Annotated in this window: 21 protein-coding genes; 11 read left to right on the top strand and 10 right to left on the bottom strand. The window is 63.0% G+C overall.

Going from position 1 to position 18624, the window contains the following annotated elements; genetic code table 11:
• Positions 1–62: 62 nt before the first annotated feature.
• Positions 63–788, bottom strand: a complete 726-nt coding sequence (gene fabG / locus QEH68_RS10800) for a 3-oxoacyl-ACP reductase FabG (protein WP_207593539.1) — start codon at positions 786–788, stop codon at positions 63–65.
• A gap of 153 nt (positions 789–941) precedes the next feature.
• On the opposite strand from fabG, the gene QEH68_RS10795 reads away from it, so the two are divergent.
• From QEH68_RS10795 to QEH68_RS10780, 4 genes are read left to right on the top strand one after another with little or no spacing between them, the layout of a single operon-like run.
• Positions 942–1439 (top strand): DUF3099 domain-containing protein, encoded by a 498-nt coding sequence (locus QEH68_RS10795; RefSeq protein ID WP_280627943.1) that lies wholly within the window; start codon positions 942–944, stop codon positions 1437–1439.
• Positions 1436–1711: a hypothetical protein gene (locus tag QEH68_RS10790; protein ID WP_207593537.1), complete on the top strand. Its 276-nt coding sequence runs from the start codon at positions 1436–1438 to the stop codon at positions 1709–1711. Before QEH68_RS10795 ends, QEH68_RS10790 begins: the two co-directional genes overlap by 4 nt.
• Complete coding sequence (locus tag QEH68_RS10785) at positions 1712–2578, top strand: SURF1 family protein (protein ID WP_207593536.1); 867 nt, start codon at positions 1712–1714, stop codon at positions 2576–2578.
• Complete coding sequence (locus QEH68_RS10780; protein WP_280627942.1) at positions 2579–3046, top strand: YbaK/EbsC family protein; 468 nt, start codon at positions 2579–2581, stop codon at positions 3044–3046.
• Positions 3047–3115: 69 nt separating this feature from the next.
• Here the strand turns inward: QEH68_RS10780 and QEH68_RS10775 are convergent, their stop codons facing one another.
• A complete protein-coding gene (locus QEH68_RS10775; RefSeq protein WP_207593534.1) occupies positions 3116–4714 on the bottom strand; it encodes an ABC-F family ATP-binding cassette domain-containing protein in 1599 nt (532 codons plus the stop codon).
• Between the two features lie 279 nt (positions 4715–4993).
• Between QEH68_RS10775 and QEH68_RS10770 the strand changes: the two genes are divergently transcribed.
• From QEH68_RS10770 to QEH68_RS10760, 3 genes are read left to right on the top strand one after another with little or no spacing between them, the layout of a single operon-like run.
• Positions 4994–5611, top strand: coding sequence for a biotin transporter BioY (locus QEH68_RS10770; protein WP_207593533.1), 618 nt, complete (start codon positions 4994–4996; stop codon positions 5609–5611).
• Between the two features lie 18 nt (positions 5612–5629).
• Positions 5630–6367, top strand: a complete 738-nt coding sequence (locus tag QEH68_RS10765) for an ABC transporter ATP-binding protein (protein ID WP_207593532.1) — start codon at positions 5630–5632, stop codon at positions 6365–6367.
• Complete coding sequence (locus QEH68_RS10760) at positions 6364–6984, top strand: energy-coupling factor transporter transmembrane component T (protein WP_280627941.1); 621 nt, start codon at positions 6364–6366, stop codon at positions 6982–6984. The genes QEH68_RS10765 and QEH68_RS10760 overlap by 4 nt, the downstream gene beginning before the upstream one ends.
• A 12-nt stretch (positions 6985–6996) precedes the next feature.
• Here QEH68_RS10760 and QEH68_RS10755 read toward each other — a convergent pair whose 3' ends face one another.
• Positions 6997–8220 (bottom strand): thiolase family protein, encoded by a 1224-nt coding sequence (locus tag QEH68_RS10755; RefSeq protein WP_280627940.1) that lies wholly within the window; start codon positions 8218–8220, stop codon positions 6997–6999.
• A complete protein-coding gene (locus QEH68_RS10750; protein WP_207593529.1) occupies positions 8192–9583 on the bottom strand; it encodes an AMP-binding protein in 1392 nt (463 codons plus the stop codon). The genes QEH68_RS10755 and QEH68_RS10750 overlap by 29 nt, the downstream gene beginning before the upstream one ends.
• Positions 9584–9644: 61 nt before the next feature.
• On the opposite strand from QEH68_RS10750, the gene QEH68_RS10745 reads away from it, so the two are divergent.
• A complete protein-coding gene (locus tag QEH68_RS10745) occupies positions 9645–10544 on the top strand; it encodes a neutral zinc metallopeptidase (RefSeq protein WP_207593528.1) in 900 nt (299 codons plus the stop codon).
• 88 nt (positions 10545–10632) lie between these two features.
• On the opposite strand, the gene QEH68_RS10740 is transcribed toward QEH68_RS10745, so the two are convergent.
• The 6 genes from QEH68_RS10740 to QEH68_RS10715 are packed head-to-tail and all read right to left on the bottom strand — an operon-like array spanning position 10633 to position 15786.
• Positions 10633–10965, bottom strand: coding sequence for a metal-sulfur cluster assembly factor (locus QEH68_RS10740; protein ID WP_089595078.1), 333 nt, complete (start codon positions 10963–10965; stop codon positions 10633–10635).
• A 13-nt stretch (positions 10966–10978) separates the two neighbouring features.
• Entirely contained in the window at positions 10979–11764 is a 786-nt protein-coding gene (gene sufC, locus QEH68_RS10735; protein WP_089595077.1) for a Fe-S cluster assembly ATPase SufC, read from the bottom strand.
• Between the two features lie 43 nt (positions 11765–11807).
• Positions 11808–12164 (bottom strand): non-heme iron oxygenase ferredoxin subunit, encoded by a 357-nt coding sequence (locus tag QEH68_RS10730; RefSeq protein WP_089595076.1) that lies wholly within the window; start codon positions 12162–12164, stop codon positions 11808–11810.
• Positions 12165–12185: 21 nt separating this feature from the next.
• Positions 12186–13499 (bottom strand): Fe-S cluster assembly protein SufD, encoded by a 1314-nt coding sequence (gene sufD, locus QEH68_RS10725; RefSeq protein WP_280627939.1) that lies wholly within the window; start codon positions 13497–13499, stop codon positions 12186–12188.
• A gap of 2 nt (positions 13500–13501) precedes the next feature.
• A complete protein-coding gene (gene sufB / locus QEH68_RS10720) occupies positions 13502–14965 on the bottom strand; it encodes a Fe-S cluster assembly protein SufB (protein ID WP_011774792.1) in 1464 nt (487 codons plus the stop codon).
• Positions 14965–15786: a helix-turn-helix domain-containing protein gene (locus tag QEH68_RS10715; RefSeq protein WP_280627938.1), complete on the bottom strand. Its 822-nt coding sequence runs from the start codon at positions 15784–15786 to the stop codon at positions 14965–14967. The genes sufB and QEH68_RS10715 overlap by 1 nt, the downstream gene beginning before the upstream one ends.
• A 109-nt stretch (positions 15787–15895) precedes the next feature.
• On the opposite strand from QEH68_RS10715, the gene QEH68_RS10710 reads away from it, so the two are divergent.
• Genes QEH68_RS10710 through QEH68_RS10700 form a run of 3 tightly spaced genes read left to right on the top strand, consistent with a single transcriptional unit; the run spans position 15896 to position 18613 of the window.
• On the top strand, positions 15896–16861 hold the full coding sequence (locus QEH68_RS10710; RefSeq protein WP_280627937.1) for an ABC transporter ATP-binding protein: 966 nt from the start codon (positions 15896–15898) through the stop codon (positions 16859–16861).
• Positions 16858–17622, top strand: coding sequence for an ABC transporter permease (locus QEH68_RS10705; RefSeq protein WP_207593524.1), 765 nt, complete (start codon positions 16858–16860; stop codon positions 17620–17622). The genes QEH68_RS10710 and QEH68_RS10705 overlap by 4 nt, the downstream gene beginning before the upstream one ends.
• Positions 17623–17668: 46 nt before the next feature.
• Positions 17669–18613 carry a COX15/CtaA family protein gene (locus QEH68_RS10700; RefSeq protein WP_207593523.1) on the top strand — a complete coding sequence of 315 codons (945 nt, stop codon included), beginning with the start codon at positions 17669–17671 and terminating at the stop codon, positions 18611–18613.
• The last annotated feature ends 11 nt before the right edge of the window (positions 18614–18624 follow it).

Here is an 18624-nt window from a genome sequence, read left to right as displayed (position 1 = left end):
CCATCATGCCAGCGGCAAGGACGAAATCGCTTGTGGGCCCCGGACAAAAACCGCGTTTGAGGCTAGTGGCCCATACCCAGACCACCATCCACCGGGATCACGGCCCCTGAGATGTACGCAGCTTCGTCACTGGCAACCCAGCGCACTACGTCAGCCACTTCGGAGGCCTCGGCAAAGCGACCTGCCGGGACGTTGGCCAGGTAGGCCTTCTGGGTGTCCTCGGGCAGTTCAGCCGTCATGTCGGTGTTGATGAAACCTGGCGCCACCACGTTGGCGGTGATGCCCCGGCTGCCGAGCTCGCGGGTCAGTGAACGTGCAATGCCCACCATGCCGGCCTTGGACGCGGAATAGTTGATCTGGCCGGGTGCTCCGTAGAGGCCGGAGACGGAAGAGATGAGGACCACACGGCCCTTCCGGAGCCGGATCATTCCCTTGGATGCCCGCTTGATCACACGGAATGCGCCGGTGAGGTTGGTGTCGAGGACCGACGTGAAGTCGTCTTCGCTCATGCGGAGCAGGAGCGTGTCCTTCGTGATGCCGGCATTGGCAACCAGGACTTCAACAGGTCCATGGGCTTCCTCGACGATTTTGAACGCAGCGTCAACGGAGGCCTCGTCCGTGACGTCTGCCCGAACGCCCAGGATGCCTTCAGGCAGTTGTGTTTCACTCCGGTAGGTCACTGCCACCTTGTCGCCGTTGGCGAGGAACGATTCGGCAATGGCCAGGCCAATGCCGCGGTTGCCGCCGGTGATCAAGACGCTGCGGCCGGTTGTGACTGCTTCAGACATGCTGTGGCTCCAGGTTCCGCGGCATCGAAGTGCCGCATTAAAGGGGGATTTTCCTGTGTCGATCTTATCCGTCGCCCATCCCAACCCGTGGGTAACCCTCAGCCTGCGCGGTTTGGGCCGTTACGGCCTTGGTGAGAGAATTGGGAGAGGCCTTTGGAGCGTGATGATTCAGTTGTGACACGAGAAAACAGTCCCCTGCAGCAAGTGCCCGGGGAACCGGGCGCTTTTTCCGGCGACCCCGAGGTCCACAGCATCACGGATGCCGCCGCTGCCCACTCCGAGGACATGCGTGAGCGCATGATCAAGTATGCGGTGGCCATGGGTATCCGTATGGTCTGCATCGTCCTCATTTTCGTGGTTGATGGATGGTTCAAGATCATTGCGATCGCAGGCGCTGTTTTCCTCCCTTGGATCGCGGTTGTCATCGCCAACGGCAATGACAAAGCTGAGGACCACAGCGAGTCGTTGTTGGACTACGTGGCTGTCCCTGAAATCGAGCGCTCCTCCCAGCCGGAAGAAGCCACCGCGGATGGACCCACGGTGCTCCAGGGCGAGCTGGTGGACGACGAACCAACAAGCAATCCAGGCGGCCCTTCGAGGGGACCTGCAAGCGAGGCCGGACACCCCGGCGACGAACGGGCGGCTTCATGAACATCTTCAACCTCGGTGGCCCAGGTACGGCCGGCCAGGACTCCGAACGTGCCACGGCTCCGGCTGTGTGCTCCCGGAAGGGGTGCCGGTCCGGTGCCCAGTGGCAACTCCTGTGGAACAACCCGCGTATCCACACTCCGGAACGGCGCAAAGTGTGGCTTTCCTGCGGAGACCATCGGGAGTGGTTGGAGGAGTATCTGACCACCCGGGGACTCTGGAAAGAAACGATTGCCTTCACGGCCGGCGACGCTGCAGTGAACGAGGCCGGCTGAATGTACCGCTTCCTCTTCTCCAGCAAGTGGCTGGGGTACTTTGTCCTGGCTGTCATTTTTGCCACAGCGTGTGTTTTCCTGGGCCGCTGGCAGATGGACCGCCGCGCCGAGACTTTGGCCGAAATCAATCGCGTGGTGAGCAACTACTCGGCCACGCCTGTCCCCTACACAGAAATCAAGGACCAGTTCAATTCCCTGGATCCCGAAAAGGAATGGACCCAGGTCCAGCTGCGCGGCAGCTACGACGTGGAGGGCCAGCGGGTTGTCCGAAACCGCCCGCTGAACGGGCAGCCAGGTTACGACGTCGTGGTTCCCTTCCGGCTTACCACCGGCGAAGCGGTGGTCATTGACCGTGGTTGGCTGCCCATCGGCAACAACACTCCCGGCCGTCCCGACGTTATACCGGCCCCACCAGCGGGTCAGGTGACGGTGGTGGCGCGCCTCAAGCCTGCTGAACCCAAGTTGGACCGCGGAGCGGTGGACGGGCAGTTGGCCTCCATTGACCTGGCGGGTTTCGCCAGCGAGCTCCCCTACCCCATCGCCACCGGGGCCTATGGGCAGCTGGCCAGTGAAGATCCTGCAGTACAGCCGATGCCGACGCCCTTCCCTAAACCGGCAACCGAGGAGGGGACGCACCTCTCCTACTCCCTGCAGTGGTTTGCCTTTGGTGTCCTGATGTTTATCGGGTTCGGCTACGCAGCGCGGCAACAGGCCCGCAACGCGGCCATTGACGCCGAAGAGGAAGAGGACGAGCACATCATCGCTGCTGGTGGCACGCCGAAGAAGCGTAGTCCGGCTCCCCGGAAGAACAAGCGCGCTACGTCCGAAGAAGAGGAAGACGCCATCCTGGACGCCCAAGGGTACTGAATGATTCCGGATCCTGTACTGAACGTAAAATCAGCCCTGACTGCCGCCGGTGTTGCGGACACGGTGCAAATCTTCGAGGACGAGGTTCCGACGGCGGCCGCAGCTGCGTCTGTCCTGGGGTGCGAGGTCGCCGCGATCACCAACAGCCTGATCTTCGAGCTCGACGGGTCACCCCTGCTCATCCTTGCCAGCGGCGCGGCAAGGGTAGATACAGCGTTGGTGGCAGATCAGCTGGGAAGTGGAAAGATCCGGCGCGCAACGCCGGACTTCGTCCTGGAACACACCGGCCAGCAGGTCGGAGGCGTAGCCCCAGTGGGCCACCCGGAGAAACTCCGCACTATTCTGGACACGTCCCTGCAGGAACACCCGCTGCTCTGGGCCGGAGCCGGCGACCACAAGTCCATGTTCTCCATCAGCTACGAAGAGCTGGCGCGCATCACCGCCGCCGAACCATTGCAAGTCCGCTAGGCAGCACGCGGCAGATCAGGCGCGCCGCGCAGCGGAACGCAACACACGCCGCGGACGGCCCAGCGAGGCTTACGCCAGCGTGATCAGGTCCAGGTAGTCCTCGTTCCAGTGATCCTCCACGCCATCCGGGAGCAACACCACACGTTCGGGGTTCAACGCGGACACAGCGCCTTCGTCGTGGCTGACCATGACGACGGCGCCGCTGTAGTTCTTGAGTGCACCCAGGATTTCCGCACGGCTGGCGGGGTCCAGGTTGTTGGTGGGTTCATCGAGGAGGAGGACGTTGGCGCTGGAAGCCACGATGGTTGCGAGGGCCAAGCGGGTCTTCTCACCACCGGAGAGAACCCCAGCCGGCTTGTCGACGTCGTCACCGGAGAAGAGGAACGAACCCAGGATGCCGCGGACTTCAGCATCTTTCATGTCCGGCGCGGATGACCGCATGTTTTCCAGGACGGTGCGGTCGACGTCGAGCGTCTCATGTTCCTGGGCGTAATAGCCCACTTTGAGACCATGACCGGGAATGATGTCGCCCGTATCCGGCTTGTCGACGCCAGCCAGCATGCGCAGCAGGGTGGTCTTGCCGGCACCGTTGAGACCCAGGATGACCACCTTGGATCCGCGGTCGATGGCGAGGTCCACATCCGTGAAGATTTCCAGCGAACCGTAAGACTTGCTGAGACCCTCCGCGGTGAGGGGAGTCTTGCCGCAGGGTGAGGGATCCGGGAACCGCAGTGCGGCCACGCGGTCGTTCTCCCGTACAGCCTCCAGGCCGCTCAGGAGCCGCTCAGCACGCTTGGCCATGTTCTGGGCGGCGACAGCCTTGGTGGCCTTGGCCCGCATCTTGTTGGCCTGGTCAATCAGGACCTGGGCCTTCTTTTCAGCGTTGGCACGTTCGCGCTTCCTGGCGCGCTCGTCCGTTTCGCGCTGGAGCAGGTAGCGCTTCCAGTCCATGTTGTAGTAATCGATCTGGGCGCGGTTGGCGTCCAGCAGGTAGACCTTGTTGACCGTTGCTTCCAGCAGTTCGGTGTCGTGGCTGATCACGATCAGTCCACCCTGGTGGTTCTTCAGGAAGTCGCGCAGCCACGTGATGGAGTCGGCATCGAGGTGGTTGGTGGGTTCGTCGAGGAGCAAGGTCTCGGCGTCGGAGTACAGGATGCGCGCCAATTCGACGCGGCGGCGCTGGCCGCCGGAAAGGGTCTTCAGGGGCTGGTTGAGGAGACGGTCCGGCAGTGCGAGGTTGGAGGAGATCGCGGCGGCTTCAGCTTCGGCAGCGTAGCCGCCACCGGCCAGGAATTCAGCTTCCAGACGGTCGTAGCGGTTCATGGCTTTGCGCTGGACGGCTGCGTCGTCGCTGGCCATGTCGTCGTGGGCCTTTTTGAGCTTGCCCACCACCACGTCCAAGCCGCGCGCGGAGAGGATGCGGTCGCGGGCGAGCTGCTCCATGTCCGGGGTCCGCGGGTCCTGGGGAAGGTAGCCGATTTCACCGGTACGGGTGACCTTGCCGCCTGCCGGAAGGCCTTCGCCGGCGAGGACCCGGGTGAGGGTGGTCTTGCCGGCACCGTTGCGTCCGACGAGTCCAATCTTGTCCCCTTTGTCCACCCTGAAGTTGACCTGGTCCATGAGCAGGCGTGCGCCGGCGCGGAGTTCGAGGTCCTGGACGGTAATCAATTCGGGTGATGCCTTTCAATGGGGAACGCTCGCGGGGACCGGTGGGTCCGATAAGTGCGGCGGGGTGCGGCTATGAGAACAGCCTGTCCAAGTCTACCGGTACCCCGGCCGCGGGGTGACAACGGGCCCCGCAAGCGGAAACTGTGCCAACGGCCAAACAATTCCTGGCCGGCTTTGTGGGAAGGCTCTGAAATCCTGTGTCCGCGCCATCCGTATTCTCGAGAACAGGGGAGAACGCTCCGCATTCATCGCATCGCATTACACCTGATTGGACCCGCCATGAGCCAGACAAACGCTGCCACGGTGCAGCACAAACCAACGACCCGTCAACGGTGGACTGCCACCGATCTCGGTCTCATCGCGGTTTTCGCAGCCCTCGTGGCAGCCTCCGCGATCGTTCCCGGCATCCCGGTAGGCGCCCTGGGCGTTCCCATCACCCTGGTGACCCTGACGGTGATGCTCAGCGGTCTGGTGCTCGGCGCCGGGCGCGGGTTCGCCGCCGTCGGTCTCTATGTACTGCTGGGTTTGGCGGGGCTGCCGATCTTCAGCGGCGGCCGCAGCGGATTGGGTATCCTGGCGACTCCCTCCGCCGGTTACATCATTGCGTTTCCCTTGGCCGCAGCAGCCACCGGCTACCTGGCGGCCATAGTCATCCGTCGGACCGTTAAGTCCAGGGCCCTCTGGTTGTTCGCCGCCACCATGGTGAGCAGCATCGTGGTCATTCATGCTCTGGGTGTTGTGGGCATGATGGTCAACGCAAAGCTGGACTTCGCCAAGGCCTTCCTCGCCGACCTTCCTTTTGTTCCCGGCGATATCCTTAAGAACGTCCTGGCCGTGATCATCGCCACGGCAATCCATAAAGCCTTCCCGGACGTCCTGGTGCGTCGGGTCAAGTAAAGCGGGACCAACCACGCCATGAATTCCATCAGTTTCAGTAGGGTCGCGGTGCGTGTCGCCGTCGATGGCAGCGACACGCCCAAGACCCTGCTGCACGATTTTTCCCTTGACCTGGCCGAACGCCGGATCGGAGTGATCGGTGCCAACGGATCCGGGAAGTCCACTCTGCTGCGGCTTGTGAATGGCTTGGTTGCGCCGACCCAGGGCAGCGTAGTGGTCCACGGTGACAACACTGTTGGCGCCGTGCGCCGCGTCCGGGGCAACGTGGGTTTTGTTTTCACCGATCCTTTGTCGCAACTGGTGATGCCCACAGGGCGCGAAGACGTGGAGCTTTCCTTGCGCCGTTCCATCAAGAACTCCAAAGAGCGGGCGGCCCGGGCAGAAACAGTCCTGGATCGATTCGGCCTGCTGCACCTGGCCGATCAGAGCATCTACGAACTGTCCGGTGGTGAACGGCAGTTGCTGGCCTTGGCCGCAGTCCTGGCCGTCGATCCCACCGTGCTGGTCCTTGACGAACCGTCGACGCTGCTGGACCTAAGGAACCGTGAACTCCTGCGGCGTACCGTCGCCGGCCTGGACCAACAGGTGATCATGTCCACCCATGATCTGGACCTTGCGCTCGACATGGACAGGGTCCTGGTGGTGGAGTCCGGACGCATCGTGTTCGACGGCGGTGCTGCCGAAGGCGTTGCCCATTACCGTGCGCTGTGCGCAACTCCCCTGCCCAGTGCCCGCTTGGGTGACGTGTCCAGGTGAGAGGCCATGGTTTCCTGCTCGCCAACCATGTCCGCGGCAACTCGATCATCCACCGCACTCCCCTGTGGCTGAAATTTGTGGTGGTGGCGGCCTGTGGAGCGGCGTCGTTCCTCATTATCGACTGGGCCGTGTCGCTGGCAATTTTTGCCGTCATGTGTGGGTTGTTCATGCTGACCGGCGCCGGGTTCCGTCGCCTCGTGCGGGCTATCTGGATGGTGATGCCCATCCTCTTGGTCATCGGCCTCTTCCAGTGGTGGCAACTCGGCGCGCCCACCGCTGCCCGCATCGTGTTGAACGTGCTGGTGTGTGTGGTGGCAGCTTCAGTGTTGACAGCCACCACCCCCGTGCAGGATTTGTTGGATGGTGTGGTGGCACTGGCAAAGCCCTTCCGGCGCTTCGGGGCCGACCCTGAGCGCTTTGCTTTGACCATCGCAGTGATGCTCAGGAGCATTCCCTTTATCGCCGGCGCCTTCTCGGACGTAAGGGACTCAGCACGGGCACGCGGGCTTGAACGCAATCCCCGGGCGCTGGTTCTTCCGGTCTTCATCACCACTGTGGCGTATGCCCGGCAAACCGGTGATGCCCTGGCAGCCCGCGGATTGGGCGAAAGGGACTGACCAGGGCAGAAACTAGAGCCTTGAGTACCGCAGGAGCGCTGCGGTTCCCATGCCGCCTGCGCTGCTGATCATGGCCAACAGCAGTGGGCGCTGTCCTTTGACGGTATCCATGCTGCGTGCCTGGGCCAGCAAACGGGTCACCAGGACAGCCCCGGAGGCACCATAACCGTGCCCCAGTGCCAAGGCGCCGCCCTGGAGGTTGGCTCTCGCCGGATCGATGCCCACGTACTCCAGGCAGGCAATGGTTTGGGATGCGAAGGCCTCGTTGAATTCCACAAGGTGAATGTCACTTGCGTCTACAGCGTGGCTGTCCAGGAGACGTCCTGCCGCATGCGCCGCACCCATACCGGGAAACTGCGGATCAACCCCGGTGGTGTCGCACCCCAGCACCATCAATCCGTCGGTGGCCCCCATGGTGCGGGCACGTTTCAGTGACGTGATGACGACGGCGGATGCTGCGTCCGCGTCGAAGCAAGAGTTCGCTGCCGTAACCGTTCCGCCGGGCACGAATGCCGCAGGGAACCTGGCCATCAACGGCGCCCGGAGGGAAGCACGGGGGCCGTCGTCGCAATCCACCAATTTTTCGCTGCATCGCAGGGGAACGATCTCCGCAGAGAAGCCGCCTGTCCTGGCCGCTTCAACGGCGCGACGATGGCTCCGGAGGGCGTAGTCATCCTGGCGCTCACGTGTAACGCCGAACGCGCGGGCAACGTTCTCGGCGGCAACGCCCATGTCAGGGTCGCCAAACTGTGGTGGCACAAAGCTGGCCCTGGAGTAGAAGTCGAGTTCGCCGTCGTCGTTCCTGTTGGCCCTTGCCGGGGCGGTACTGATGCTTTCAACGCCGCCTGCCAGGAACAGCGGATCACCGCCCGCCGCCACCAGGCGGGACGCCAGTGAAATGGCGTCCAGGCCCGAACCGCATTGCCGGTCAACGGTAATCCCGGGAACGGTGATGGGCAGGCCCGCCTGGAGCGCCGCGAAGCGCGCCACGTTCCCGCCGCCGCCGACGGCGTTGCCCAAGATGACGTCGTCAACGTCCGCCGGGTCCATACCTGTTGTTTCCACCAGGGCGGCCAGGACAGGTGCCGCGAGGTCCGGGGCACGGAGATGCTTCAGTTGGCCGTTGGCGCGACAAATTGGAGACCGAAGCGCAGCGATGATCACCGGCAGGCGGGACTCGTCGGCTTCTCTGGCGGAGTCGTAGCCGCTATCCAAGAAGCTGCGCCCTGGGGTCATGGTTCTTGATCCAGTCCAGGAGAACTTTTCTGCTGACTTTGCCCCGGTCGGTCAGGGGCAACTCCGCCAATAAGTAGTACTGAAGAGGCCATTTGTCCCGTGCCAGCAAACCATCCAGTCCCGTTCGGAGCTGGGTGGCAGTGACCGCACCGCAGGCAGGCACAACGCCGGCGATCACCTTCTGGCCGCGGACATCGTCGGGCGCCCCGGCCGCAACAACACTGTCCACGCCGGGTACGGAGGCGACGGCAAGCTCCACCTCATGCGGGTAGACGTTCTTTCCCGAGGTAATGATCATGTCTGACCTGCGGCCCAGGATGTGGAGGGTGCCCTTCTCCAGGAAACCCTGATCTCCTACGGTGTACCAACCGTCGAGGCACCTCAGGGCTTGGCCATCGTCTCCCCACAGGTAGCCATTGCTGACCATCCCGCTGCGAACGCTGATGTTTCCGTGGCCGCCGTCCGGCAGTGGCTTGCCGTCGTCGTCGAGGATGCTCAGTTCAACGCCCGGGAAAGGCGAGCCAATGCCGGTACCACCGGCGTCCATTGGTTCCCCGGCAGCCAGGCGGGTGCCCGAAACAAAGCTTAGTTCGGAAGCGCCGTAGTACTCGTAGATGGCCGCCCGGGGCGCCCACCGCCGGGCCGCCTCCAAGGTTCGGCCGTCCAGCTTGGAACCAGCACAGATGATGCTCCGGATGCCTGAGGCGTCCACGTCTCCTGCCAGTCCCCGTTCGCTGAGCAATCGCAGCGCGGTGGGTGCGAGGACCAAGCGGGTGATGCCGTCGTGGCTGATGGCAGCGTGGGCGTCTCCCACGTCGAAGGATTCGAGCGTGTGAAACGCGGCACCCGCGTACAGGCACTCCGAGAGCGCGTACAGATTAAGGCTGGCTGACAGAGGGCCCGGCGCCAGTGTCCGGTCGTCCTGTGAGAGGCCGAAGAACTCGATGGATGCCTCGAAGGACACTTGCCAGGACCGGCGGGACCTGGTGAAGGCTTTGGGGACGGAGGTAGTGCCCGACGTCAGGCCGATGAGGAACGTACTGGACGGGTCCCCGTCCAACAACCCGGTCTCGACTGGCCTGATGGTCCCGCCGATGCGCGCCGAGACTTCTTCGATCATCGGAACCGGCCACTCGGGGTCGAGCACGGCGCAGCTCCGCTCCCCGGCCACCGCCGCCGTGTAGCGCTCCACAAAGCGAACGGAGTTTGGCTCGGCAAGAACAGCAGTGGCGTTCGCGTCGTCCAGCAGCGCTGCTGCGGCGTCACGGAGTTCCGCCCAGGTGAGCCGGCTGCTGCCCACAACGACCGCGGTGTCGTGGGGGCGCTCTTCGGCCCAGAGCTGAAGTTTGTCCAGGAAAGGCATCCTCACGATTTTACGGCAGTGTCAGGCGCCGGGCACCAATAGTGACGTCTATTCTGACTGTATGAGTTTCAATGACGGCGCACAGCTTGACCCCTCCCAGGTGGAGGACCGACGTGGCAGTGGTATGGGCCGCGGGACCAAGATCGGCGGTGGCATTGGCGGCGGGATCGTGGTCCTGCTGCTGGCACTCTTCGGTATAAACCCCAACATCCTGGGCGACCTGACAGGCAGCGGAACCCAGCCGCCCGCCGTCGAAAGTGGCGGCGCCGGAGGTGTCCAGGAATGCCAGACCGGAGCCGACGCGGACAAACGACTGGATTGCCGCATCACTGGAACGGTGAACAGCCTGAACGCTTTCTGGCCTGACTACCTGGCCGACTACAACGTCCAGTATCCGCGCCCCAAGACCGTCATCTTCAGTGCGGCCACCAACACCGGCTGTGGTGCAGCCACCAGCGCTGTGGGTCCGTTCTATTGCCCTGCAGACACCACCGCGTATTTTGACCCTGGCTTTTTCGACGAACTGGTGACCCGCTTTGGGTCCTCCGGAGGACCGCTGGCGCAGGAGTATGTAGTGGCCCACGAGTTCGGACACCATGTCCAGAATGTCCTCGGAAACCTGGATCAGGCACAGCAGGATCCCCAGGGCCCGCAGTCGGGTGCCGTCAGGGTGGAACTGCAGGCTGACTGCTATGCGGGTTTGTGGGTCAGGCATGCAACGACGCAAACGGATGCCAGCGGCAGGCCCTTCCTTGATCCCCTGACCGAGCAGGATCTGCAGGATGCGCTCTCCGCTGCTTCCGCGGTCGGCGATGACCGCATCCAGGAGGCGGCTACAGGGCGCGTCTCCCCTGAGTCATGGACTCACGGCTCCAGTGAGCAGCGGCAAAAGTGGTTCTATCAGGGATACACCACGGGCGACATCAACAAATGCGACACGTTTGGGGTACCCACGCCTTAGTGCAGCGGGCAAACGACAAAGGAAGGGTTCCAGGCCGATGGCCCGGAACCCTTCCTTTTGCCTGCAGGAAGCGAGCGGAGACTGCTGATCAGATGTTGAAGCCGAGGGCCCGCATCTGGTCCTTGCCGTCATCGGTGATCCGCTCGGGACCCCATGGCGGCATCCATACCCAGTTCAGGCGCCAATCATCAACCACGCCGTCAAGGGACTTGCCGACCTGCTCTTCAAGCACGTCCGTCAGCGGGCAGGCCGCAGTGGTCAACGTCATGTCGATCAGGAGGGCGCCGTCGTCGTCGGAGTACTTCAGTCCGTAAAGAAGGCCCAAGTCCACAATGTTGACCCCGAGTTCGGGGTCAATGACGTCCTTGAGCGCTTCCTCAACGTCCTCGAGGCTGGTGCGCGCCGTGTTGATTTCGGTCATGAAACGATCCTAACTAGGCCTGTACGGCAGGAGCAACGGCAACGCCGGCGCCTGGGGCATAGCGGTCGTAGCCCTCGTCTTCAAGACGGTCGGCGAGCTCGGGGCCGCCCTCTTCGACAACCTTGCCGTCAACGAACACGTGAACGAAGTCCGGCTTGATGTACCGCAGGATGCGGGTGTAGTGCGTGATGAGCAGGGTGCCCATGTTGCCCTCTTCATGAGCGCGGTTAACACCCTCAGAGACAACCTTCAAGGCGTCAACGTCAAGACCGGAATCGGTCTCGTCAAGGATGGCGAACTTCGGCTTGAAGAGTTCGAGCTGAAGGATCTCAACACGCTTCTTCTCACCACCGGAGAAGCCCTCGTTGACATTGCGCTGTGCGAAGTCGGCGTCGATACGGAGCTGCTGCATGGCAGCCTTGACGTCTTTGGTCCACGTGCGCAGTGCCGGTGCTTCGCCGTCGATTGCGGTCTTGGCGGTCCGCAGGAAGTTGGTCATGGTGACTCCGGGAACCTCTACCGGGTACTGCATGGCCAGGAAGACGCCTGCGCGGGCGCGCTCGTCGACACTCATTTCCAACACATTTTCGCCATCCAGCGTGATGGTGCCGCTGGTGACGTTGTAGCGCGGGTGTCCGGCGATCGTGGAGGCGAGAGTGGACTTGCCCGAGCCGTTGGGGCCCATGATGGCGTGCGTCTCACCGGTCTTAATGGTGAGGCTGACGCCCTTCAGGATCTCCTTGGTGCCCTGCTCCGTCTCGATGCTGACGTGCAGGTCCTTGATTTCAAGAGTTGACATGCTCTTCTTTCTTTCCGTTCGTAAGTCTGGCGGTACTGGGCGCTCAGTAGTGATCTACCGAGGCGCCGTTCACAACGTTGGTCACGTCCACATACACGTCGTCTCCGTCGATGGTGACGGCGAAAACAGGGACGGGGTCATAAGCAGGCAGCTGGAGCGGCTGTCCGCTGCGGAGGTCAAACTGGGAACCGTGGCCCCAGCACTCGATCGCGCAGCCTTCAACCTCACCCTCGGACAACGAGATGTCCGCGTGCGAGCAAGTATCGGCGATGGCGTGGATCTCGCCCATCGAGTCCTTGACGATGGCTACGGGGTAGTCATCGATCAGGACGCGCAGCGCCTGCTTGACCTGGATGTCATTGGCGTTGCATACCAGTTCGCCCTTGGTTTCTTCACTCATTGTTGCTCTGCCTGGCCTGTCTTAGTTGTCGGTCGCGGCGAGTTCGCGCTCAACAGCTGCGGTCAGGCGATCTTCGATTGCCGGGACCTTGATCTGCTGGATGATCTCGTTGAGGAAGCCTCGGACCACCAGGCGGCGGGCAACCTTCTCGGGGATGCCGCGGGCCATGAGGTAGAACAGGTGTTCGTCGTCGAACCGGCCGGTGGCACTGGCGTGGCCAGCACCCTCGATCAACCCGGTTTCGATTTCGAGGTTGGGTACGGAGTCGGCGCGGGCACCGTCAGTGAGGACCAGGTTGCGGTTGGCCTCGTAGGTGTCCGTGCCCTCTGCTTCCTTGCGGATCAGGACGTCGCCGACCCACACGCTGTGGGCATTGCGGCCCTGGAGCGCACCCTTGTAGAGAACGCGCGACTTGCAGTTGGCCACTGCGTGGTCAACGAAGAGGCGCTGCTCAAGGTGCTGTCCGGCATCGGCGAAGTACAGGCCGAACATCTCGACGTCGGCACCGGGAGCCGTGAAGCGCGTGGACGGCGTGACGCGAACGAGGTCGCCGCCAAGGCTGACCACGATGTGCTTGAACTTGGCGTCGCGGCCGATCTTTGCCTGCTGCGATGACGCGTGGACAGCGTTGTCTGCCCATTCCTGCAAGGAGACAACGGTCAGTTCAGCACCGTCTTCAACGATGATTTCCACGTTCTCGGAGACAACCGCGGTGCCCTGGTGGTCCAGGACTACGACACCCTTGGAGAAGCGTTCTGCCACAATCACGATGTGCTGGGCAGATGGTGCCTCGCCCGCACCGGTGATCAGGACCGAAACTTCACTCTCGGCCTGCAGCTCGGCGGGCACGGTGATGACCGTGGCCTCGGCGAAGTTCTCCCAGGCGTTGGCGGACACAAGGTCCTCCGGGATGGCTGCCTGGCCGATGCGCTGGTCATCGCGACCAACGGTTTCAACAACGACGCCGGCTGGTGCGGTGACGCTGACAGCCGGGGCTGCGCCGTTGAGGACGTCGGTGTGAAGGCCGCGAAGCCGCTTCAGCGGAGTGAAGCGCCAGTCTTCTTCAAGTCCGTTCAGGGGCTTGAAGTCTGCCAGCTTGTAGGAGGTGAGGCGGCCTGCACGGGAGCTGTCCGGGATGCCTACGCCGCCACCATGCGAGTGGCTCTTGGCCGAAGCGCCGGCCAGCGGACCAGCGGAAGGCTGCTCCGACGTCGTGCTGGTGTTCGTTCCGGTGTTCACAGGCGAAAGGTTCTCGCCTTCCTCGGTGAAGCCGTTGATAAACGGCTGGGCCGAGGGCGCGCCGATGCGCGCCTTTTCAGTAGTGATATCAGTCATTGTTAACCGACGGACCCTTCCATCTGCAGTTCAATCAAGCGGTTCAGCTCAAGGGCGTATTCCATGGGCAGTTCACGGGCGATCGGCTCAATGAAGCCGCGCACGATCATGGCCATGGCCTCGTCTTCAGGCATACCGCGGGACATCAGATAGAAGAGCTGCTCTTCGCTGACGCGGGAAACGGTGGCCTCGTGGCCCATGACAACGTCATCCTCGCGGATGTCGATGTACGGGTACGTGTCCGAGCGGGAAATGGTGTCCACCAGGAGGGCATCGCAACGGACCGTGTTGGCCGAGTGCTTGGCGCCTTCGCGGACCTGGACGAGGCCGCGGTAAGCAGCACGTCCGCCGCCGCGGGCCACGGACTTGGAAATGATGGAACTCTTGGTATTCGGTGCGATGTGCACCATCTTGGAGCCCGTGTCCTGGTGCTGGCCCTCGCCGGCGAAGGCGATGGACAGCGTCTCACCCTTGGCGTGCTCGCCCACAAGGTACACGGCCGGGTACTTCATGGTCACCTTGGAACCGATGTTGCCATCGATCCACTCCATGGTGGCGCCCTCTTCGCAGATGGCGCGCTTGGTGACCAGGTTGTACACGTTGGTGGACCAGTTCTGGATGGTCGTGTAGCGGACGCGGGCGCCCTTCTTCACGATGATCTCCACAACGGCCGAGTGCAGGGAATCCGAGGTGTAGATCGGAGCCGTGCAGCCCTCGATGTAGTGAACGTAGGAGTCCTCATCGGCGATGATCAGCGTGCGCTCGAACTGGCCCATGTTTTCCGTGTTGATACGGAAGTAGGCCTGCAGCGGAATGTCCACGTGGACACCCTTGGGCACGTACACGAAGGAACCGCCTGACCAGACAGCCGTGTTCAGCGATGCGAACTTGTTGTCGCCCACCGGAATGATGGTGCCGAAGTACTCCTGGAAGATCTCCGGGTGCTCGCGCAGTGCGGTGTCAGTGTCCAGGAAGATGACGCCTTGGGCTTCAAGGTCCTCGCGGATCTGGTGGTAGACCACCTCGGACTCGTACTGGGCAGCGACGCCCGAGACGAGGCGGCTGCGCTCAGCTTCCGGGATGCCCAGCTTCTCGTAAGTGTTCCGGATGTCTTCCGGAAGATCTTCCCACGTTGCCGCCTGCTTCTCGGTGGAACGCACAAAGTACTTGATGTTGTCGAAGTCAATGCCGGAGAGGTCTGCACCCCAGGTAGGCATGGGCTTGCGGTCGAAGTACTTCAGGCCCTTAAGCCGCAGATCGAGCATCCATTCGGGCTCGTTCTTCTTCGAGGAGATGTCGCGGACGACCTCCTCGTTGAGGCCACGACGGGCGTTTGCGCCTACGTCGTTCTTGTCGGCCCAGCCGTACTCGTAGTTTCCGATACCGTGCAGTTCGGGATTCTTCTCCAGAATCTCCGAGATCACAGTGCCGTCAGCTACCGCTTTCTCTGCTATTTGGTCCGTCATCACGGCCTTTCTTGCTGGTTGTTTGATTCCTGGTACGGGTTCCCGGTCTGCTCTGCGACATCTGGGGATGCCGTGGCAGCCGGGCGCCCGGTAGGTATGTGGGTGGTGCAGACATGGCCGCCCTGCGCGAGTGTGGAGAGGCGCCGGACATCGACGCCGACCAAACGCGAGAAGACCTTGGTCTCGGTATCGCAAAAAACGGGAAACTCCGCGGCGAGCCGCTGGATGGGGCAATGACCCTGGCACAACTGAACGCTGGACAGCGCAGCCGGAAACGGGGCTTTGGCCTCAACGGAGTGTGCTGACGCCACGAAGCGGTCGCGGCTCAGGGCCTTGGAGAGTGCCATGGCCCGGGCGGTGATGTCATCTCCGGCGGCGTCGACCTCGGGGGCGTAGCGCCGTTCCATGTCGGAGAAGCGTTCCTCCGCGTATTCACGGACTGCCTCTTCGCCGGCGAGTTCCTGGAGGCGGCGGAGCGCCGAACTGGCGATGTTCAGGTAGTCGTCGCCCAGAGTGGACTGCCCCTGGGAGCTTAGGACGTAGCGGCGCGCGGGACGTCCCGCCCCGGAACCAGCCTTTGCCACACGTTTGACCTCAATGACGCCGCTGCGTTCCAAGTGGTCAAGGTGGCGGCGGACCGCAGCCGGCGTGAAACCGAGGAGGTCGCCGAGTTCAGCGGCGCTCACCGGACCGTTTTCGAGGACGGCGCTCAGCACCCGGTCCCTTGTACGGTCATCCGCGTCCGGCAGCGCAGGTGGGGCAGCGAATGCCCCCGCCGCTGCAGCATGCCGTGGTGAGGGCATGGAAGTTGGACTGCTCATGGAATACACAACACAATCATGTCGTAATTTGTTTCATGCATCCAGTAAGGCAAGACTGACCTCAGCCGCCCGCCAAGTGTGACCGTACTACTTCACGTAGAATACTCTGGTGCGCTCACCCGAATCCCCTGTCCTCACCATAGACGGACTCATTAAGGATGTAGGCCCCCTGGCCTCCCTTGACGGCAAAATGCTCCGGGTGGTCAGCGGACTGTCCCTGGTTGCGGAGCGCGGCCAGGTGACCGCCCTCCTCGGCGCCAATGGAGCCGGCAAGACCACCACCCTTGAATGTGCGCAAGGCCTGCAAAAGCGGACCGGCGGGAGTATCTCGCTCCTCGGCGCGGACCCCGATGCTGCCGGCGCCGACTTGAGGTCCCGCGTGGGCGTCATGCTCCAGGACGGCGGGCTGCCGCCGTCGGCCCGTCCCATCCCGCTGTTGCGGCACGTGGCCGGTATGTACCAAAACCCCATGGATGTTGACGCGCTGGTGGAACGGTTGGGAATCGGCCAGTTCAGCAGGACCAGCGTCCGTCGGCTTTCCGGCGGCCAAAAGCAACGCCTCGCCCTGGCGGCAGCCTTGGTGGGAAACCCGGAGATCCTGTTCCTCGATGAGCCCAGTGCGGGGCTGGATCCGCAATCGCGCCAGATGGTTTTCGACCTGATCGCCGAACTTCGGGACGCCGGCATGGGGATTGTCCTGACCACGCACCTGATGGACGACGCCGAGCGCCTGGCCGACTACGTCTACATCATCGACGGCGGCCACAATGTGGTGGAGGGAACGGTTGCGGAACTCCTTCGACATGACCACGCCACGGATTCTGCCATCACGGACCGGACGCTCTACTTCGATGCTCCGGGCGGACTCGACTTCGCCGGCGCACTGGGCCCGGGACTTCAAGTGACAGAGACACGCTCGGGAAGCTACTCCATCACGGGTGCGATCACACCAAAAGACCTTGCAGCGCTGACTGCCTGGTGGGCGGAACGGAACATCATGCCCGCCTCACTTCGGCTGGAAGCCCGCAGCCTTGAAGACGTGTTCCTGGACATTTCAGGAAGGGACCTCCGATGAGCAAGCTCCTCTCCCCCAACGCGGGACCCGCATCCCTGCCGCGCCGCATCATGCTGCAGGGACGATATGAGACCATCACCATGCTGCGGAACGGCGAACAGCTGATCCTTGCCATCGTTCTGCCCTTGATGGCTTTGGTGGGACTGGTTGTGACGCCCCTCCTGGATGGCCTGGGGGGATCACGTGTGGACGTAGCCACGCCGGGCATCCTCGCTCTGTGCGCGATGTCGACGGCCTTCACCGGGCAAGGTATTGCCACCGGCTTCGACCGTCGCTATGGAGTCCTCCGGTTCCTGTCCACCACACCCTTGGGCAGGGGCGGGCTCATTGCCGGCAAGATCCTTGCCGTGCTGGTGGTTCTATTCCTGCAGGTAGTGGTGGTGGGCGCCATTGCCGCCTTGCTGGGGTGGCAGCCCCGGCCCGAGGCTTGGCTCCCCGGGCTCGGACTGCTGGTTCTCGGTGCCGCCGCCTTCACCGCCCTGGGACTGCTGGTAGCGGGCACGGTCCGCCCGGAAGCAACGCTGGCCATCACCAATCTGCTGTGGATCCTGTTGGGTGCGTTGGGCGGCATCGTGGTCCCGTCCGAACGACTTCCCGGCCTGCTCCAGGGCATCGTCCACTTCCTTCCGTCGGGCGCCCTTGGCCAGGCGCTCCGCGACGCTTTCCTGATGGGCGCCGTTCCATTCCCGGCGGTCCTTGTCCTTTTGCTGTGGACGGTACTTGCCGGCGCCGCGGCCATACGCTGGTTCAAGTGGAACTAATCCAACGGGCACCAACAACAATGCAGAACTGAGAAGTGAGAAAACTGTGAGCACGGCATCGCGCCTCCCCAAAACCGTTCAGCGGTTCACGTCCAAGCTGCCTACCGAGGTAAATAAGGCCGTCCGCCGGCTGGCTTTGTTGTCACTCATTGGGCAGACGGTCCTCGTGGTGACCGGAGGTGCCGTCCGCCTTACCGCTTCCGGGCTGGGCTGCCCCACGTGGCCGCGATGCACCAATGACTCGCTGGTCAATACACCGGAAATGGGCATCCACGGGTTCATCGAATTCGGGAACCGCCTGCTGACCTTCGCCCTCGCAGCCGTTGCCGCGCTCATGCTGGTGTACTTGTGGAACCTCCGCAAAGAACGCCGCGACCTGTTCATCCTTGCCCTGGGCCTGCTGGCAAGCATCCCGGCCCAGGCAATTATCGGCGGCATCACTGTTTTGTCCGGCCTCAACCCATGGGTGGTGGGCCTGCACTTCCTGGTCTCCATGGCTTTGGTGGTCTTCGCCACGCTGCTTGTCAACCGGGCCTATGGTCGTACCGGTGGCCATATGAACCGGATCCTGCCCGCGCTGCCGGCCTTGGCTCGCCCTGTGATGCTGGCCGTTGCTGTTTTCTCAGCAGTGTCGGTGATGCTGGGTGTCGTGGTTACTGGTGCCGGGCCTCATGCTGGAGACGCTGACGCACCCCGGAACGACCTCGACTGGGACCTCTTCTCCCACATCCACGCCGTCCCCGCTTACCTGATCACGGCCGGAACGCTGTTCGCGGTGTACTTGGTGGTCCGCCACAAGATCAACGGTCCGTTCCGGACAGCGGCATACCTGCTGCTCGGCGTGACACTGCTGCAGGCTGTCATCGGCTTCACCCAGTACTACAACGGAATTCCGGCTCTCCTGGTCGGTGCGCACATGTTCGGGGCAGCCGTCCTCATGAGTGCCGCTACCAATGCGGCCGACCTTGCGAAGCACAGCCCGGTCGGCTAGCAGATTTCCTC

The sequence above is a fragment of the Paenarthrobacter sp. OM7 genome, from assembly GCF_029873575.1.
Lineage (GTDB): Bacteria > Actinomycetota > Actinomycetes > Actinomycetales > Micrococcaceae > Arthrobacter.
This window is presented reverse-complemented; position numbering and strand designations above follow the sequence as displayed.

What these genes read in the sequence shown, in the direction of transcription:
- fabG (WP_207593539.1), bottom strand. Translation starts at nt 788, where the DNA reads ATGTCTGAAGCAGTCACAACCGGCCGCAGCGTCTTGATCACCGGCGGC.
- QEH68_RS10790 (WP_207593537.1), top strand. Translation starts at nt 1,436, where the DNA reads ATGAACATCTTCAACCTCGGTGGCCCAGGTACGGCCGGCCAGGACTCC.
- QEH68_RS10785 (WP_207593536.1), top strand. Translation starts at nt 1,712, where the DNA reads ATGTACCGCTTCCTCTTCTCCAGCAAGTGGCTGGGGTACTTTGTCCTG.
- QEH68_RS10780 (WP_280627942.1), top strand. Translation starts at nt 2,579, where the DNA reads ATGATTCCGGATCCTGTACTGAACGTAAAATCAGCCCTGACTGCCGCC.
- QEH68_RS10770 (WP_207593533.1), top strand. Translation starts at nt 4,994, where the DNA reads ATGAGCCAGACAAACGCTGCCACGGTGCAGCACAAACCAACGACCCGT.
- QEH68_RS10765 (WP_207593532.1), top strand. Translation starts at nt 5,630, where the DNA reads ATGAATTCCATCAGTTTCAGTAGGGTCGCGGTGCGTGTCGCCGTCGAT.
- QEH68_RS10755 (WP_280627940.1), bottom strand. Translation starts at nt 8,220, where the DNA reads ATGACCCCAGGGCGCAGCTTCTTGGATAGCGGCTACGACTCCGCCAGA.
- QEH68_RS10750 (WP_207593529.1), bottom strand. Translation starts at nt 9,583, where the DNA reads ATGCCTTTCCTGGACAAACTTCAGCTCTGGGCCGAAGAGCGCCCCCAC.
- QEH68_RS10745 (WP_207593528.1), top strand. Translation starts at nt 9,645, where the DNA reads ATGAGTTTCAATGACGGCGCACAGCTTGACCCCTCCCAGGTGGAGGAC.
- QEH68_RS10740 (WP_089595078.1), bottom strand. Translation starts at nt 10,965, where the DNA reads ATGACCGAAATCAACACGGCGCGCACCAGCCTCGAGGACGTTGAGGAA.
- sufC (WP_089595077.1), bottom strand. Translation starts at nt 11,764, where the DNA reads ATGTCAACTCTTGAAATCAAGGACCTGCACGTCAGCATCGAGACGGAG.
- QEH68_RS10730 (WP_089595076.1), bottom strand. Translation starts at nt 12,164, where the DNA reads ATGAGTGAAGAAACCAAGGGCGAACTGGTATGCAACGCCAATGACATC.
- sufD (WP_280627939.1), bottom strand. Translation starts at nt 13,499, where the DNA reads ATGACTGATATCACTACTGAAAAGGCGCGCATCGGCGCGCCCTCGGCC.
- sufB (WP_011774792.1), bottom strand. Translation starts at nt 14,965, where the DNA reads ATGACGGACCAAATAGCAGAGAAAGCGGTAGCTGACGGCACTGTGATC.
- QEH68_RS10715 (WP_280627938.1), bottom strand. Translation starts at nt 15,786, where the DNA reads ATGAGCAGTCCAACTTCCATGCCCTCACCACGGCATGCTGCAGCGGCG.
- QEH68_RS10705 (WP_207593524.1), top strand. Translation starts at nt 16,858, where the DNA reads ATGAGCAAGCTCCTCTCCCCCAACGCGGGACCCGCATCCCTGCCGCGC.